Consider the following 17063-nt stretch of genomic DNA (forward strand, 5'->3'; position numbering starts at 1 on the left):
GGAACGAGCAAATGACCAAGTCCGGCTCGACTGCAATCGACGTGGTCCGGGATCCCCTTGAGCCGGCCCGATGCTCAGGGGGGATGGAGACGCAGCCGGTCTTCGATGACCGGAGCAGGACCGTTCCGTGGATGACCCGAACGCTGCATCGCCTCTACGACCTGGAGGCGCAGAAGGTGCTTGGCAAAGAGCGGATTTCGATCGCGCATTGGTACTACCTTCGCGTGCTGGCAAAGAGCGGCGAGCTGAATCAGCTGGAGCTCAGCAAGCGCATCGGGATCGCCTCGACCACCGCCGTGCCCGCCCTGGACAGCATGGAAAGGCGCGGCCTGCTGAAGCGAACCCGCGATCCTAAGGATCGGCGAAAGTACTACGTGAGCCTGACCGGCGACGGCAGGCGCCTGGTCGATCAATTGCTGCCGGAGGTCGTCAAGATGATCGACGCATCGTTCGACGGGGTCGACAAGGAAGAGCTGCGCATCTTCTGGAAGGTCTTGCATCGGATCGAGCAAAACCTCACGGCGATGGCGAATGGCGATATCGTCGACTGAGCAGCCTTTGCCCTAACCCCGCCACCCCGTCATGCCCCGATTCTCAGCCCGGGGCATGCGCGAAGCACCCGCGCCCCCCACCCTCACGCGCGAAACGTGTTCGGCCTCACTCGCCGCGTTCGCGCTCGCCCTCGCTAGGGAGATTCCCTAGGAATGCTTGACTTCACTCACTCCGAATCACATCATTCGATATAAATCGATCTTATAGCGAATCATCGTGAAAAGGATCATGAAGCGCGCCGGTTAGCGCCACGTTCCGGGCCGTTTCGAATTCGCCTCCATCACCCACGTCGAGGATCGTCATGTTCTTCAGGAAACCCGTTCCGAGCGCTCTCAGAAGCGTAGGCCTGCTGTTTTCGGCAGGCCTGATTTGCACCGCCGCACACGCAGCGGAAGATTCCATCACGAACCATCAAGGCGACATCGCGCCGCTTTGCGGCACGAAGCCGATGATCGTCGGCGTAGCCGACGGATACGGCGGCAACACATGGCGCAAAACGGGCCTCGCGGAGGTCAAGGACGAGCTCAGCCGCTGCAAGAACCTCACGCGCGTCCTCTACAGCAACGCCAACGGCGACCCGCAGAAGGCGAACTCCGACATCAACAGCATGGTCGCGCAAGGCGTCAACGTGCTCATCATGGTTCCGGACTTCGGCGCCGTGCAGCTCCCCGCCATGCGCGCCGCCATGAAAGCCGGCGTATCGGTCATTCCCTACTCCGCGCAAATTGCCGGCGTGCCCGGGCGCGACTATGTCGTCAACGTCGTCGGCGATACCAAGCAGGTCGGCGTGCTGTGGGCCGACTGGCTCGGCACCGCGCTCAAGAAGGGCAACGTCGTGTTCATGGGCGGATCGGCCGGCGCTGCCGGGTCGCAAAACTTCATGGACGGCTTAAGAGGCGGTCTCAAGAAGTACCCTGACTTGAAGCTGTTGAACGAGCAGTTCGTCGTGACGAACTGGAACCCCGTCGACGCGCAAAAGGCTACCGTGGGCCTGATCGCCCACTACTCGAAGATCGACGCGATCGTCACGGACTACGGCGAAACCGCGCTCGCCGCGGTGAAGGCATTCGAGCAGGCGCACCTTCCGGTGCCGGCCATCGCCACCATTGCCAGCGACAACCAGCTGAACTGTCATTACCTGGCGGCGAAGAAGTCGGGGACGCCGTTTCCCTACTACACGCTCGACGGCACGACGACTTACGTGCGCTTCGCGGTACGGCAAGGCGTAGCCGCCTACCAGGGCACCGCCGACAAGGAGTCTCCTGCCGTCCTTCCCTACCCCTATGCGGACAGCGCCAAGGGGCTCGACCCGCAGTGCGACCCCGCGGCGCCGCCCGATGCCGACCTCTCGTCCGCACTCCCGCCTCAGAAGCTGAAGGCCGTGTTTGAACATTGATAGCTCGGGAAGAGTCATGAACGAACCGCATTTCCTGCTGCAGATCGACGGGGTCACGAAGACCTTTCCCGGCGTGCGGGCGCTCGATAACGTGACGTTCTCGGTGCTCGCAGGCGAAGTCCACGGTCTGGTCGGCGAGAACGGCGCCGGGAAATCCACCCTCATGGCCGTGGCGTCGGGCGCGCTCGTCCCCGAAAGCGGACGCGTCGTCATCGATGGCTCGGAAACCAAGGGCGATACCGAAGAAGCGCGCCGCCTGGGGCTGGCGATCGTCCGGCAGGAGCCCGCGCTCATGCCGGAGCTGACCGTCGCCGAAAATCTTTATCTCGGCGTGCCGGCCGAGCAGCGCCCGTCCTTGATGAGCACGAGCGAATGGGCGCAAGAGCGGCTGCGCCAATGGAGCGGGAACGCCGCGATCGACGCGAACGAGCGCGTCTCCAGCCTGACTCCGGAACAGCGCTTCATCGTCGAGATCGTGAAAGCGCTCTCGGCCAAGCCGAAGGTCCTGGTTCTCGACGAGCCCACCGAACACCTGCTCGCGGAAGACGTCGAGCGTCTTTTCGAACGCATCCGCGGTGTCACCGCATCGGGTTGCGCCGTCGTCTATATCTCGCACCGCATTCGCGAAGTGCAGAAGATCGCCAACCGCATCACAGTGCTTCGCGACGGACAAGGACAGGGCACCTACGGCGCCGAAGGACTGAGCGAGCAGCAAATCGTGGAGCTCATCGTCGGCGGAGCGCTCGACCGGGAGTTCCCCGCCAAGGCCGGAAACTGCTCCGCCGGCACGGTTCTCGAGGTCGTCTCGCTCGGCGGCGCAGGCTTCAACGACGTGTCGGTCCGGGTCAGGAAGGGCGAGATCGTGGGCTTGGCCGGGATAGACGGCAACGGGCAGCGGGAATTCATGTCGGCCCTTGCCGGCCTGATTCGAAGCCGCGGCGCGGTCAGCGTGAACGGCAGACCAGCGAACCTTCATGATTCCCGCGCGGCCGCGGCCTCAGGCATCCGCCTGCTTCCAGGCGACCGCCACAGGGAAGGCATCTTCGGCGAGCTCTCCGTGCGCGAAAACTTCTCGATCCGCAGTCTTGCGCTCGACTCCGTCAAAGGCTGGATCAGCCAAAGCGGCGAGGCGCGGCGAGCCCGGGAGGCGGTGACGGGTTTCGCGGTCAAGACACCTTCGGTCGAGACGCCGATCCGTTCTCTTTCGGGAGGCAATCAGCAAAAGCTCGTGCTTGCGAGCGTCCTCGCCAGCCGCCCCGAAGTCCTGCTCGTCGACGAGCCGACGCAGGGCGTGGATATCGGCGCCCGGATGGAAATCTACAAAGTGCTCCGCCAGGCCGCCGCAGCCGGCACCGCTGTCATCGTCGTCTCGTCCGATGCGCTCGAAGTGGCCGGCTTGTGCGACCGCGTGCTGATTTTCTCGCGCGGGCACATCGTCAAGGAACTGCGTGAGCGCGACGTCAGCGAGAACAACATCACCTCCGCGGTGCTCACGGCGACCACCGAGCGGACGAGGGGCATGGCAGGCATCCCGGCTTTCTGGAAGTGGGCATCCGGAGACTGGGCGCCCCTCGTGATGCTCGCACTGGCGGTTTGCGCGCTCGGCCTGTACGCGGCGCACGTGAACGAAGCCTATCTGTCCGCACGCAATGTGAGCGGAATGCTGGCGCTCGTGGCGACGCTGGCCATCGTCTCCTATGGGCAGCAGGCGCTGATGCTCGTCGGCGGCATCGATCTGTCCGTGGGTCCCCTGATGGGATTGATGGTCGTCATCCAGTCGTTCTTTCTGAACGGCGGGTCCGCCTTGAGCCATCAACTGACGGGATGGGCGATCGCTTGCCTGGTTGCGGTGGCGGTCGGGCTGGTGAACTGGGTGCTGGTCTGCCCCTTCCGGCTCCACCCCATGGTCGCGACGCTGGCCACCTACATGGCTTTGCAGGCGGTTTCCCTGATCCTGCGTCCGGTTCCCGGCGGCATCATCGCGGACGCGCTCATCGACACGATCGGCGCGCAGATCGGATTCGTGCCGGTGATTGCGATCGTGGCCGCCGTTCTGGCCGTCGCGCTCGAGTTCGCTCTGTTCAAGACACGGATGGGCGTCGTGTTCCGCGGCGTCGGCTCGCGGCTCGAGGCCGCCCGCATGGCTGGCATTCGCACCCAGCTGACCTTGCTGGCGGCGTATCTCGGCTGTTCGCTCCTCGCGGCCGTTGCCGCCGTGCCGATGATGGCGCAGGTCGGCTCGGGCGACCCGAATGCCGGCATCAACTACACGCTCGCGAGCATCGCCGCCGTCGTCATCGGCGGAGCGAGCCTGTTCGGCGGACGCGGCTCCTTCATCGGCTCGCTGCTCGGCGCGCTGCTGATCATTCAGGTGAACGTCGTCACCTCGTTTCTGGACATCGGAGATTCGTGGCAGTCGTATTTGCTGGGCGGAATGATCCTTGTGTCCGTCGCCCTCTATTCGAAGAGCAGGGAAATGGCGGTGGCGAAATGAGAAAAGTCATGAGCAATCAAGCGGCCGTGGTACCGGAAACCTCCTCGTCATCGTCATCATCCTCGAAGCCGAAGCGCGCCAGACTTCCCGCGCTCGGCGAATTCGGGTGGATCTGGATCGGGCTGGCGCTTCTCTTCCTCGTCAGCCTGGCCGTCGCGCCGGGAACCATGACCCGGGGCTCCATTCTGGCCATGCTTCCGTTCGCGGGCATCCTCGCCATCGTGGCGACGGGCCAGACCCTCGTCATCCAGCAGCGAGGACTGGATATGTCGGCAATCGGCATGGTCTCGCTGGCGGGCGTACTGATGGCCAGAACCGGATTTGCATTCGGCTCGCTGACCGTCGCGGTCGTTTTCACGCTGGGCGTCTGCGCCGTGGTCGGCATCGTCAACGGGACGCTCGTGTCGCGGCTCGCCATTACGCCGCTGGTCGCAACGCTGGCTGTCAACGCACTTCTCATCGGCAGTGTCCGCTCGTTGACGGGGAGCGTCCCCGCCAATGTCCCGGCCGTCATGCAGACCATTTCCCATGCGCAATTGATCGGCTTGCCCGCCAACGTCCTGATTGCTTTTGCCTTCGTCGTGACGGCATGGATCATCACGCGAAAGACCGCGGTGGGGCGCAAGTTCGTCGCCGTCGGCGTGAATCCGCGTGCGGCCGAAGCCGCTGGAGTGCGCGTGCTGTGGTACAGGATCGGCGCTTATGTCGCGTCCGCTGTGTGCTTTTCGGCGGCCGGCATGCTGCTGGCCGGATTCATCGGCAGCGCGTCGCAGACGTCCGGCAATGACTACCTGCTTCCCGCCATCGCGGCGGTCGTCGTCGGCGGGACGCCGTTCACCGGCGGCAAGGGCAGCGTCATCGCCAGCGCCGTCGCGGCGTTGTTCATGGCGCAACTCGGCCAGCTCGTCCTGGCGCTTGGCGCGGGCGACTCGGTCCAGCTGCTCGTGCAGGCATGCGCCATTCTGCTTGCGACGCTGATTCGCCATCTGCCGGCCGCCCTGCGGACCTTTCGCAGATTCAAGCAGTAGGGAAAACGTTGTTTGCAAAAGCAGTTCGGCTTGACCTGGCAGTTCGATTGACATAGCCCGTCAGAGGCATGAAAGCAGTTCCTGGAGACTTCTATTCCGTAAGGATCCCAAATGAAAAAGCTGATCTTAGCCACGGCAGCGATGGCTTTAGGCACGTGCAACGCGTACGCCCAGAGCAGCGTGACACTGTATGGACGCATCGCGGCCGGCATTGATTACGTCAGCAACGTCGCGACGTCGAACGGCAACTCGGCACACAATCTTCGATTCGGCAGCAACCAGTATGGATACAGCTGGTTCGGCCTGCAAGGCAACGAAGATCTCGGCGCCGGTCTGCACGCTGTCTTCAAACTCGAAAGCCTGTTTACGTCCGGAACAGGCCAGACTCCGCCCAATACGATATGGACGCGCGACGCCTATGTGGGCCTGTCGCACGACAGCTACGGAAGCATCTGGTTCGGCCGCGCCATGAGCCTGACCGACGAGACCGGCTGGTACATCGACCCCTTCGGAGAGCAGGCGACGGGCGTCGGCAACTTTGCATACGGACGCGCGTGGGGCCCTCGCTCCAACGTGATCACGTATAACTCGCCAAAGTGGGCCGGCTTCTCGTTCCGCGTGCAGGACGGCTTCGGCAACCAGGCTGGAAACTTCCAGGCGGGACGCCAGTTCAGCGCGAGCTTCGCCTATACGCTTGCAAGCTTCAGCGCATACGGCGTCTATGAGGAAATCCGCGACGCCAACGGAAAGTTCTCGGACCTCTACGCCGCGTCGCGCGAATACATGATCGGAGGAACCTACCAACTGGGCGGGGTCAAGCTCTATGGCGGCTATCAGCTGCTGGCCTCGGGAGCCGAGACGGTCGCCACATCCTTCAACCCCAACGGGGCGACACGCAGCCAGCAGGAGTGGGTCGGCGCTTCCTATCAGGCCACCCCTGCCCTCGCCTTCCAGGCCGCGTGGTTCCACGGCAGCGTCAATCATGGCGGCGGCACCGGAAACCTGGGCGTCCTCGGCACCACCTACAACCTGTCGAAGCGGACTTTCGTGTACCTGACGATCGGGGCAATGTTCAACGGCCCCAATGCGGCCTTCCCGGTCGAAACAGGCGATTCTCCGCCGCTGCCCGGCCACAATCAGCAAGGCGGCTATTTCGGCGTCATGCACTACTTCTGAACGCGCTCGTGCTGGAACACGCCATCGAAGCGCCGCGCTTGCGGCGCTTCGATGCGTCTTGCCGCCGATCCTGCGCGTCGTGTCCGTCTCGTACGGCTCGACGCAGTCAGTCCACGACCGTATCGTCCTGGGACATCTGGCCCAGGTTCTTTTCGATCTGGTGCATGACCTTCCAGAAAACACGCATGTCCCTCTGGGTGATCCCGTCGAGCGAGGTCGAAATCATGTTCGTGATCTCGGGCAACATGTCGTCGACCAGACGCTTGCCCTCGTCCTTGAGCTGGACAAAGTACTTTCGTCTGTCGTTTGGATCTCGAACGCGTTGCACCAGCCCGCGCTTTTCCAGGTTGTCGAGCGCCGGAACCGCGGTGGTCGAAGCAATCCCCACGCGCTTGCTCAATTCGAGCTGATTCAACTCGCCGCGCTCGGCCAGAACGCGAAGGTAATACCAGTACGCGATGGCGAGGTCTTCCCTGTCGAGAATTTTCTGCGCCTGGGCGTCATAGAGCCTGTACACCGTTCGCGCCATCCACGGAACGGTCCTGCCGCGGTCATCGAATAGCTCGGACATCGGCTTCTCGGCTGACTCGCCAGGCAGCTCGCGAGCCTCCTTCGTTGCCTTGGCTGCAGTGGAGTTCGACTTAGGCATTCACTCATTCCTCATTGTATGAGCGGCCCCGGACAGGGATCCGGGCCACGAAGAATCGACGCTCAAGAAACCACCTCGCCAGAGGAGTCCTTGACTTTTTCAGCACCACGACACATCATTCGATATAGATCGATCTTATTCGGTATCATCGTTATGCAGATGATCCGTCGCGAGAAAGATCATACAACACGAGCGGCCGCTTCGTCGTGCTGCCCCGCAAAATCGGCCCATCGAGGCGCAAGCGGGAACAGCCAGGCATGCAGCGCGGCTCGTTTCGGTAACACGGAGACGCAGGCAGGGTCTAAAACATGAACAGGATCGCCAATAGCTCGTGGCGCAGCCAGGACCCGCCGGGCCGGAAGCTCAGGGATTAAAACGCTCATGCAGAGACAACTTCTCGTATTGATACTGTGGCTCATGCCGGCCGTCCTGCGTATCGCGGCGCGCAAGTTTCCGAGCGTGCGCCAGCACCTCGGCTCGGGGCGATGGGTCATCCAACTGCGGCTGCGGGACAACAGCCTCGCGCGGCAGCTTCATTTCAAGGACGGCACCGTGTCCGGGAGCTGGGGGCCGTGCGCCGCGCCGGACGCGGAACTCGTGTTCATGGACGCGGCAACCGCGCGCCGCATGCTCGCGCCGACCACCGATCACGCATTCCTGATCGATGCGCTCAAGAACTTCAAGATCACACAGGGCGGCAGCGACCAGGCGCTCGTCTGGTTCGGCCAGCTCGTCAATACGATGAAGACCGCCTCGTGGCGCAAGGGCACCCCGATGAAGGACGGGACGACCCGCTACGTCACTCTCACCAACGGCGGCCCCGTCTTCGTGTTCGTCAAGGACGGCAAAATCATCCGGACCACGCCCATCGACCTGGTCGACGAAGACGGGCCGAGCTGGACCATCACCGCGCGCGGCCGCCGATTTTCGCCGGCCCGCCGCGGGACGGTCAGTCCGCATGCACTCTCGCTCAAGTCGCTGGTGTATTCGGAAAAACGCATCCTCTACCCGATGAAGCGCGTCGATTTCGACCCGCAGGGCGAGCGCAATATCCAGAACCGCGGGATCTCCGGCTATGAACGGATCAGCTGGGACGAGGCGCTCGACATCGTCGCGGGCGAGATTCGCCGCATGAAGCAGGAGCATGGCCCCGGCGCGATCGCGATGGCCACGGGTGCGCACCATCAGTGGGGGAACATCAACTACTACCTGAGCGCCATGCAGCGCTTCGGCAACCTGATCGGCTACACGCGCATCGAAATGAGCCCGATCAGTTGGGAAGGCTGGTACTGGGGCGCCATGCACCACTACGGCAACAGTCTTCGCCTCGGCACGCCGAGCTTTTACGGCACGACCGTGGATTGCCTCGAGCACGCCGAGGTGATCGTGTTCTGGTCGAGCGACCCCGAGTCGACCAACGGCGTCTATGCCGGCTTCGAAGGCACGGAGCGCCGCTTGTGGGCGAAGCAGCTCGGCATCGAGTTCGTCCACATCGACCCGTACCTGACGCAATCCGCCCAGTTTCTCGGCGGAAAGTGGCTTCCCATCCGCCCCGGCACCGACTCCGCCTTTGCGATCGCCATCATGCACGAATGGATGGTGAACGAAACGTACGACAAGGCGTACGTGGCGTCGCGGACGACGGGCTTCGACGAATGGCGCGCCTACGTGCTTGGGGAAGAGGACGGCGTGCCCAAGACGCCCGAGTGGCAGGAAGCCGAAACGGGCATTCCGGCGAAGGACGTCCGCAGCCTTGCCCGGCTGTGGGCCTCGAAGAAGACCTACCTCGCGGCGGGCGGCCTGGGCGCGGGCTTCGGCGGCGCGTGCCGCACGGAAACCGGCGCGCAGTGGGCGCGCAATGTCGTGATGATGATGGCGATGCAGGGCTGGGGGAAGCCAGGCGTCAATTTCGGCAACCTGCAGATCGGCGCGCCGCAGGACCTGAACTTCTACTTCCCCGGCTACGCCGAGGGCGGCATCTCCGGCGACCTGAACTACACGGCGAGCGCAGCGCACAACTACTGCCGCATGCCTCACATCATCACGATCAATCCCGTGAAGCAGTCCATTCCCCGCCAGCGGTTTGCCGAGGCCATCACGCAGGGCGCCGCGGAAGGCTATCTGTGGGAGGGCTTCTCGATAGAAGGACAATTCGCCCACTACGCGTACCCCCGGCCGGGCTATTCCAAGGTCCACATGCTGTACCGCTACGGCTCCTCGTCGTTCGGCACGGTCCCGGGATCGAACCGGCTCGTCGATGCGTATCGCCATGCATCGCTCGAATTCGTCGTCAACCAGTCGATCTGGATGGAGAACGAAGCGCAGTTCGCCGACATCATCCTGCCGGCCTGCACGGCGCTCGAACGCGACGACATCTCCGAATGGGCCAACTGCGGCGGCTACATCCAGCACGCGCAGAGCCAGATCAACCATCGGATGATGATCATGCAGCACAAATGCATCGAGCCGCTCGGCGAATCGAAATCGGACTATCAGATCTTCCTGGAGATCCTTTTGCGGCTCGGATACGGCGGCATGTACTCGGAAGGCGGCGGCTCGGAACTGACCTGGTGCGAACGGATGTTCAACTCCACGGATCTGCCGAAGCAGACCACCTGGAAGAAGTTTCTGAAAAAGGGCTATCACGTCGTGCCGCCGCCCGCCGACGACGACAAGCCGCCAGTCGACATGCGCTGGTTCGCCGAAGGCCGCCCCAAGGATCTGCCCGAGGCGAACCCACTACCGGGCGTGTACTCGACCGCGTTCGGAGAGGGGCTTCCCACGCAGTCCGGCAAGTTCGAGTTCGTGCCGTCGAGTCTGCGCCGCATCGAGACAATCGATCCCGCGCGGCCGGCGGTCAATCGGTACATCAACGGCGACAGCGCCGTGAAGCAGCCGTTTCCGCTGCAGCTCGTGACCAATCATCCGGTCTACAGCTTCCATACCCAGGCCGACGGAAAGAACAGCCACGTCAACACGATCGACGAGCACCGGATGAACGTCGGCGGATATCGGTACTGGGTTCTGCGCATGAGTTCCAAGGATGCTGAGGCGCGAGGCGTGCGGCGCGGCGATCTCGTGCGGGTCTACAACGCGCAGGCGTCGGTGATCTGCGCCGTGGACGTCTCTCAGCTCGTCAAGGCAGGCGTCGCGCGCGGCAACGAGTCGTGTGCGGAACTCGACCTGATCCAGACTTCGGTTGGCGTGGTCGATCGAGGAGGCTGCCTCAACCTCCTCACTCCCGGGCGAAAGATGAGCCCGACCGCAGACGGAATCATGCCGAACAGTTGCTGGGTGGAGGTGGAGAAATGGGACGCGCCAATGGAGAAAGCAGCATGAGCGGCTGGGCATTGATCATCGACGTCTCGCTCTGCATCAATTGCAGAAACTGCGTCATCGCGACCAAGGACGAGTACACCGGCAACGCATTCCCGGGCTATTCGGCGCCTCATCCTCCGGAGGGCCTCGAGACGATCCGGGTCGAACGCCACATTCGCGGCGAAGGTTCGCTCGTCGACGTCACCTATATCCCGCAAGCGTGCAATCACTGCGACAACGCGCCTTGCGTCAAGGCAGCGCCGGACGGGGCCATCTACAAGCGCCCGGACGGGGTCGTCATGATCGACCCGGTCAAGTCGCGCGGCCGGCGCGATCTGGTCAAGTCGTGCCCATACGGAATGATCGAATGGAACGAACAGGAGCAGGTGCCGCAGAACTGGAACTTCGATGCCCACCTGCTCGACGCCGGCTGGAAAGAACCGCGCTGCGCGCAGGCCTGCCCGACCAAAGCGATACGCGCGCTGAAAGCGGAGCCGGAAGCGCTGCGGGACATGGTCGAAAAGGAGCACCTATCGGTCATCCACCCTGAGTTCGGCACCAGGCCGCGCGTGTTCTACAGAAATCTGGACGACGCGCTGAGCCACCTGGTGGCAGGCAACGTCTGCGAAGACCTGGGCGATGGCCGGCTGTGCAACCTGGAGGGGGTTGAAGTCGTCCTGTACGACTCCGCTGCCGAAGGCGAACGCACGACCAAGACCGACCATTTCGGCGACTTCCGATTCTCCGGCCTCACCGCGCCGTCCTCGAGAATCGAGTTGCGGGTGCGAAAGGATGGGGCCGAGAAAGTCATCGCATCGAGAGAGCGCACCGGAAGCGTCAATCTCGGCACGTTGCTGGTTTGACCTTGACTAGCTCGACAGCGAAACCGGCGCATCGCTCTTAAGCGCCAACCCGACAACAGGACACATGCCATGAGTACCGCTGCGACGGAAAACTGGGACCGCGAAGTCGATGTCGTCATCATGGGCGCGGGCGCGGCCGGCATGACGGCCGCGATCGTGTCGAAGAACGAAGGACTCGAGCCGCTCGTCCTCGAGAAGACCGATCAGGTCGGCGGCACCAGCGCGTGGTCCGTGGGCATGATGTGGTTCGTCGACAGCACGCCCATGCAAGCCGCCGGCTTCAAGGATTCGTTCGAGACGGCGCGGCAGTATTTTGCCGCGACGGTCGGCTCAAGTGTCGAGCGCTCGTTGCAGGAGGCTTACATCGTCCAGGGCCGCGCCGCGCTCGACTATCTGCTGCGGCATTCGGAACTCGAGGTAATGGCAGTCGACTATCCGGACTACAGCCCCGAGCTGCCCGGCGGCATGTTCGGCCGCGCCCATGCTCCGCTCGAATTCGACGGCCGCAAGCTCGGCCCGCATTTCAAAGACCTGCGCGCCCCGCTTCCGGCGTTTGCGCCGTTCGGCGGCATGATGCTCGACCTTCCCGACCTGCTCCACTTTCTGTCCGTCACGCGGTCCATGCGGTCGTTCTTTCACGTGCTGAAACGCTTTGCCCGCTACGGCATCGATCGGCTGAGCCATCACCGCGGCACCCGGCTCGTCGGCGGGAACGCGCTCATCGCGCGCCTGTACAAGACCTTGCTCGACCGGAACGTCGAAGTCTGGCTGCGTGCATCCGCGACCAAGCTGGTCATCGAGCGCGGCGAAGTCGTGGGCGCGGAAGTGGTTCGAGACGGCCACACCGTCCGCGTGCGCGCCCGCCGCGGCGTGGTGATCGCGACCGGCGGCTACCCCGGCAACCCGGACATGCGCCGCGAGCACTCCCGCCAGCCGACGGTCGACCTCACGCTCGGGTTGACGAGCAACGTGGGCGAAGGCATCCGCCTCGGCTTGTCGGCGGGCGGACGGCTCGACCACAACGGAAGCGACACGGGGTACTACGTGCCGATGTCGGTCTACACGGACGAAGCAGGCCGCACGACGCAGTGGGGGCACTTCATGCTCGATCGCCCCAAGCCCGGCTTCATCGCGGTCGGCAAGGACGGGAAGCGGTTCACCAACGAGGCGGCTTCGTACCATGCGTTCACCCTCGGCATGTTCGAGGCGGGCGCGATTCCGGCCTTTCTGATCGCGGACGCAGCGGCTGTGAAGAAGTATGGAATCGGCGTCATCCTGCCCGGCAGCTGGCCGCTCGCTCGCTATGAGAAGGCGGGCTATCTCTTCAGCGGCCGGACGCTGGCCGAGCTCGCCCAAAAGATCGGCGTCGACACGAGCGGGCTGGAACGCAGCGTCGAGCGCAACAACCAGTTTGCGGTGAGTGGCGTCGACGAGGATTTCGGCAAGGGATCCTCCGCATACAACGTCTACAAGGGCGACCCTGCGCATTCGCCGAATGCCTGCATCGGACCCATCGAGCGCGGACCGTTCTACGCCGTCAAGCTGATGCCCGGCGACTTCGGAACCAGCCGGGGGCTCGTGACGAGCGCGCTCGGCGAAGTCCTGGACCAGGAAGACCGCCCGATTCCACGGCTGTACGCGTGCGGCAACGACATGAACTCGCCCGTGGGCGGACACTATATCGGCGCGGGAATCACGCTCGGCCCCGCACTGACGTTCGGATATCTGGCCGCGATGGCCCTTGCGGAAAAAGGGCGAGCGCAGGTCCTCGGCCGACAACCGGCGCCCTCGCCTTCTTCTACGCAGAAAGTGCGGCTTGCTTGAGCGGGAAAACGGCGCTATCCGGCAACCATTGTTCGTCTAATGCGGCAAGTCCATTCGGCTGGCGACACTTTTTCATCGAGCTCGCCGCGACTACCTTGAAGTTCGTCCCGGGTGTTCACCTGGATCGGATACCCGCGTCGACGAAACAACTTGCGAGGAACTCATGGCTAAGCTTGAGGGAAAAGTCGCGCTCGTCACGGGCGCATCCAAAGGTATTGGCGCCGCAATCGCCAAAGCGCTCGCCGCGCAGGGAGCCGCGGTGGTCGTCACGTACGCAAGCAGCAAATCTGGCGCGGAAGCGGTGGTCGAGGCGATCAAGGAAGCAGGCGGCAGGGCCGCGACGGCGGGCGGGGATGTGTCGAACGCGGCAGATGCCGCAAGACTCGTGCAAGCCGCAATCGATCAATTCGGCCGCCTCGATATCTTGGTGAATAATTCAGGCGTCTACGCATTCTCGACGCTCGAAGAGATCACGGAACAGCAGTTCCATCATCAGTTCAACACCAACGTTCTTGGCGTACTGCTGGTGACACAAGCGGCAGTCAAGCACCTCGGCGAAGGGGCCAGCATCATCAACATCAGTTCTGGTGTAACGCGAATTACGCCGCCTGCTAGTGCGATCTACACGGGCACGAAAGGCGCCGTCGATGCGATTACTGGCGTACTCGCGCTTGAGCTGGCTCCGCGCAAGATCCGTGTCAACGCCATTAATCCGGGCTATGTGGAGACCGAGGGCACACATAGCGCCGGCATATCGGGCTCGGACATGGAGGCGAGCTTCGTCGCTAAAACGCCGCTCGGCCGCGCCGGCCAGCCGAACGACATCGCCGACATCGCCGTATTCCTCGCGTCTGACGACGCGCGCTGGCTGACCGGCGAGCATCTGCTCGCCGCCGGCGGCATGCGCTGACACCTCGTTGGCCGGCGCCCCAAATCCAGCAGGCGCCGGCGACGTTGGCTGCGGCTTTCGGCCCTGCGCCTCCGAAGGACCGCCCGGATGCGTCGCGTGCAAATACGCGCAGCTTGCTAGGCGAGGCTAGTCCGACCCGCCGGCTCCGTACGACGTCAAATGGACGGCTGCTTCATGTTGGCCCCGGTGCTCGCGGCGCTGTGCGGGGCCAAGACTGGGTCGATCAGGAACACGTTCCCTAGCAAGCCAAGCACCGCACCGAAGATTACATAGAACACCGGCGCGATGGGCGATCCAGTCGTGTGAATAAGCCAGGTGACAATGAGTTGCGCGAAGCCTCCGAACACCATCACCGCGATGTTGTACGCGACCGCCATTCCGGTCGAGCGAACTCCGGGGGGAAATTGTTCCGCCAGGGCCGACGAAAAAGGGCCAAAGAACGCACCAAGCAGGCTGCAAAGCATGACCTGCATTACGATCAGGTTGGAAAGGCCAGGATTGGCGTTGACCCAGTGGAACAGCGGATACAGCAGCACCAGGTAGAGCGCCATCGAACCTGCCAGGATCGGCTTGCGGCCGATACGGTCGGATGCGGCACCGAACAGCGGCACCATCAGGGTGAGACATGAGACGCCGATCACTTGCGCCAGGAATGCGGCATCAAGCGGCAAATGCAATTGCCTGTTCGCAAAGGTCGGCATGTACACCAGCACGACATAGAAGGACACTGTCGCGCAGACGGTCAGGCACATGCTTACCAGGACACCACGTCGATGCTCGCTAAACACGGAGCGCAGCGTTTGTTGGCTCTTTGCATCTTTCTGCGTCTCGATGAAGGCTTCGGTTTCCTCCAAATGTCGGCGAATCCACAAACCTACAGGGCCAATCAGGAGTCCACCCAAAAATGGGATGCGCCAGCCCCAAGCCTCGACCGCCTCGGGAGACAGCCCCTTCGTGACCAAGGCTCCCACCAACGCACCGCCAAGAACCGCCAAGCCCTGACCAAACATCTGCCAGGAACCATACAGCCCGCGGCGGTCGGAGGGAGCTGACTCGACCAGAAACGCAGTTGAGCTGGCGAACTCTCCGCCTGTAGCGAAGCCCTGCAGCATTCTGGCCAGCACGATGATCAGTGGGCCACCGATTCCAATTGCCGCATAGGTCGGCGCAAACGCAATCATCGCAATCGACACAGTCATCAGACCGATGATCAATTGCAGCGCGGCCTTGCGTCCCTTCCTATCCGCGTACATGCCTATCAGTATTCCCCCTACGGGGCGCATGAAGAAGCCAACACCGAACGTCGCGGTGGTAAGTAGCAAGGAACCATATTCGCTGTCTGTCGGAAAGAATAGCTTCGAGATGACAACGGTCAGAAATCCGTAGACGATGAAGTCGTACCACTCCAAAGCGTTGCCGATGATCGCTGCGATTACCTGGCGCGCACGGGGTGCGCCAGCTTGCGAGCGCTGTGAGTTTTGCATCGTAGTCTCCTAGAATAGGATTCGGCCCTCTTGTGCTATCGGGGCCGTAGGCTGGGAACGTCGAGTGACTGCAGTAGGCCTAGCTCGACGGAAGTGCCCGCTCGGCTAGCCGCGCCAATAGAGCACCTCCGATCGGGATGAGTTCGTCGTTGAAATCGAAGTGCGGGTTGTGCAAGCCAACATCGCTACCGCTTCCCAGATGGATGTACGCCCCCGGACGCTGTTGCAGCATGTAGGCGAAATCTTCGCCACCGAGGCTGGGGCGAGGGTGGGCGATGATCTTGTCTGCGCCGAAGAGTTCTGCCGCGACCGAATTGGCGAATCGCGCTTCCTCTGTCGAATTGATCGTTGCCGGAAACACGCGTTCGTACTCAAGCGTGGCGGTAGCGCCAAAGCTTTCCGCGATGCTCTGCACGACCGCGTGCAGACGCCGCTCTATGAGGTCCCGAACTTCGGGGCGAAGTGAACGGGCAGTGCCGACAATCACAACCTCCTCGGGAATCACCGCGAAGCCGCGCTCCAGATCACCGCCTTGAATCGCACAAAGGCTGATCGCAGCGGCTTCCAGCGGATCGATATTGCGGCTGACGATGCTGTGAGCGGCCACAATCAGATGCCCAGCCACCAACACCGGGTCTACTGTGCGATGTGGAGCTACTCCACCGTGCCCGCCGTGCCCACGAATCCGTATGCGGATCCGGTCCGTTGCGGCCATTGCCGGTCCACTCGGAATGGACACGGCGCCCAACGGCAAACCTGGCCAGTTATGGAGCGCATAGACACGATCTGCTGGAAAGCGCTCGAACAGCCCGTCCTCAACCATTGCGCGCCCACCGCCACAGCCCTCTTCGCCAGGTTGAAAGATCAGATAAACCGTGCCATCGAATTCGCGTGTCTGTTGCAGATAGCGTGCTGCGGCAAGCAGCATGGTGACATGGCCGTCGTGCCCGCAAGCATGCATGCGGCCGCTACAACGTGATTGGTGCGCAAGTCCGGTAAGTTCCTGCAGCGGCAGCGCGTCCATGTCCGCACGCAGCCCTACGGAGCGCCCGAGGGAATTGCTGCGGCCCTCGATCACACCGACTACACCAGTACGACCTATGCCGACGTGATGGGGAATCTCCAACCTCGAGAGTTCCTCCGCAATGAGGCTTGCCGTGCGGTGTTCCTCAAAGCCGAGTTCGGGATGTGCGTGTAGGTCGCGTCGAATCGCACGCAACGCCTCCATCTCTTCCAAGATCTGTTTTGTCGGGGACATAGTTCGTCATTGTCTGTAGAGAGACTCTCCTGGCGACGAGCGATAAGCGCGCCGCACGAAGAGTCGCAGGTCCGGCAGGGCCGACCATGCGTCTGATCGCATTCTTGCGCA

General features: G+C 62.9%; 12 protein-coding genes. 9 read left to right on the top strand and 3 right to left on the bottom strand.

Annotated features, from left to right (window positions below; all coding sequences use genetic code 11):
- The first annotated feature begins 11 nt into the window (after nucleotides 1-11).
- The 5 genes from FAZ69_RS18980 (at nucleotide 12) to FAZ69_RS19000 (ending at nucleotide 6646) form a co-directional block, all read left to right on the top strand.
- On the top strand, nucleotides 12-551 hold the full coding sequence (locus FAZ69_RS18980) for a MarR family winged helix-turn-helix transcriptional regulator (RefSeq protein WP_136896631.1): 540 nt from the start codon (nucleotides 12-14) through the stop codon (nucleotides 549-551).
- A gap of 302 nt (nucleotides 552-853) precedes the next feature.
- On the top strand, nucleotides 854-1948 hold the full coding sequence (locus FAZ69_RS18985; protein ID WP_136896632.1) for a substrate-binding domain-containing protein: 1095 nt from the start codon (nucleotides 854-856) through the stop codon (nucleotides 1946-1948).
- Nucleotides 1949-1964: 16 nt separating this feature from the next.
- A complete protein-coding gene (locus FAZ69_RS18990; RefSeq protein ID WP_136896633.1) occupies nucleotides 1965-4442 on the top strand; it encodes an ATP-binding cassette domain-containing protein in 2478 nt (825 codons plus the stop codon).
- The gene (locus FAZ69_RS18995; RefSeq protein WP_240702329.1) at nucleotides 4358-5470 is read left to right on the top strand and encodes an ABC transporter permease; all 1113 of its coding nucleotides are present in this window, start codon (nucleotides 4358-4360) and stop codon (nucleotides 5468-5470) included. The genes FAZ69_RS18990 and FAZ69_RS18995 overlap by 85 nt, the downstream gene beginning before the upstream one ends.
- Nucleotides 5471-5581: 111 nt before the next feature.
- A complete protein-coding gene (locus FAZ69_RS19000) occupies nucleotides 5582-6646 on the top strand; it encodes a porin (protein ID WP_136896634.1) in 1065 nt (354 codons plus the stop codon).
- Nucleotides 6647-6752: 106 nt separating this feature from the next.
- On the opposite strand, the gene FAZ69_RS19005 is transcribed toward FAZ69_RS19000, so the two are convergent.
- Nucleotides 6753-7295 (bottom strand): MarR family winged helix-turn-helix transcriptional regulator, encoded by a 543-nt coding sequence (locus FAZ69_RS19005; RefSeq protein WP_136896635.1) that lies wholly within the window; start codon nucleotides 7293-7295, stop codon nucleotides 6753-6755.
- A gap of 381 nt (nucleotides 7296-7676) precedes the next feature.
- On the opposite strand from FAZ69_RS19005, the gene FAZ69_RS19010 reads away from it, so the two are divergent.
- From FAZ69_RS19010 to FAZ69_RS19025, 4 genes are all read left to right on the top strand, one after another.
- The gene (locus FAZ69_RS19010) at nucleotides 7677-10634 is read left to right on the top strand and encodes a molybdopterin-dependent oxidoreductase (protein ID WP_136896636.1); all 2958 of its coding nucleotides are present in this window, start codon (nucleotides 7677-7679) and stop codon (nucleotides 10632-10634) included.
- Complete coding sequence (locus tag FAZ69_RS19015) at nucleotides 10631-11476, top strand: 4Fe-4S dicluster domain-containing protein (protein WP_240702330.1); 846 nt, start codon at nucleotides 10631-10633, stop codon at nucleotides 11474-11476. Before FAZ69_RS19010 ends, FAZ69_RS19015 begins: the two co-directional genes overlap by 4 nt.
- Before the next feature lie 69 nt (nucleotides 11477-11545).
- Nucleotides 11546-13300, top strand: coding sequence for an FAD-binding protein (locus FAZ69_RS19020; RefSeq protein WP_136896638.1), 1755 nt, complete (start codon nucleotides 11546-11548; stop codon nucleotides 13298-13300).
- A 163-nt stretch (nucleotides 13301-13463) separates the two neighbouring features.
- Nucleotides 13464-14210, top strand: a complete 747-nt coding sequence (locus tag FAZ69_RS19025) for a glucose 1-dehydrogenase (protein WP_136896639.1) — start codon at nucleotides 13464-13466, stop codon at nucleotides 14208-14210.
- A 155-nt stretch (nucleotides 14211-14365) separates the two neighbouring features.
- Here the strand turns inward: FAZ69_RS19025 and FAZ69_RS19030 are convergent, their stop codons facing one another.
- Nucleotides 14366-15694, bottom strand: coding sequence for a citrate-proton symporter (locus FAZ69_RS19030; RefSeq protein ID WP_136896640.1), 1329 nt, complete (start codon nucleotides 15692-15694; stop codon nucleotides 14366-14368).
- Nucleotides 15695-15773: 79 nt separating this feature from the next.
- Nucleotides 15774-16952, bottom strand: a complete 1179-nt coding sequence (locus FAZ69_RS19035; RefSeq protein ID WP_136896641.1) for a M20 aminoacylase family protein — start codon at nucleotides 16950-16952, stop codon at nucleotides 15774-15776.
- Nucleotides 16953-17063: the final 111 nt, after the last annotated feature.

The sequence above is a fragment of the Trinickia terrae genome (genome assembly GCF_005144415.1).
Lineage (GTDB): Bacteria > Pseudomonadota > Gammaproteobacteria > Burkholderiales > Burkholderiaceae > Trinickia_A > Trinickia_A terrae.

Coding starts and splice junctions, on each gene's coding strand:
- FAZ69_RS18980 (WP_136896631.1), top strand. CDS start 12: ATGACCAAGTCCGGCTCGACTGCAATCGACGTGGTCCGGGATCCCCTT.
- FAZ69_RS18985 (WP_136896632.1), top strand. CDS start 854: ATGTTCTTCAGGAAACCCGTTCCGAGCGCTCTCAGAAGCGTAGGCCTG.
- FAZ69_RS18990 (WP_136896633.1), top strand. CDS start 1,965: ATGAACGAACCGCATTTCCTGCTGCAGATCGACGGGGTCACGAAGACC.
- FAZ69_RS19000 (WP_136896634.1), top strand. CDS start 5,582: ATGAAAAAGCTGATCTTAGCCACGGCAGCGATGGCTTTAGGCACGTGC.
- FAZ69_RS19005 (WP_136896635.1), bottom strand. CDS start 7,295: ATGCCTAAGTCGAACTCCACTGCAGCCAAGGCAACGAAGGAGGCTCGC.
- FAZ69_RS19010 (WP_136896636.1), top strand. CDS start 7,677: ATGCAGAGACAACTTCTCGTATTGATACTGTGGCTCATGCCGGCCGTC.
- FAZ69_RS19015 (WP_240702330.1), top strand. CDS start 10,631: ATGAGCGGCTGGGCATTGATCATCGACGTCTCGCTCTGCATCAATTGC.
- FAZ69_RS19020 (WP_136896638.1), top strand. CDS start 11,546: ATGAGTACCGCTGCGACGGAAAACTGGGACCGCGAAGTCGATGTCGTC.
- FAZ69_RS19025 (WP_136896639.1), top strand. CDS start 13,464: ATGGCTAAGCTTGAGGGAAAAGTCGCGCTCGTCACGGGCGCATCCAAA.
- FAZ69_RS19030 (WP_136896640.1), bottom strand. CDS start 15,694: ATGCAAAACTCACAGCGCTCGCAAGCTGGCGCACCCCGTGCGCGCCAG.
- FAZ69_RS19035 (WP_136896641.1), bottom strand. CDS start 16,952: ATGTCCCCGACAAAACAGATCTTGGAAGAGATGGAGGCGTTGCGTGCG.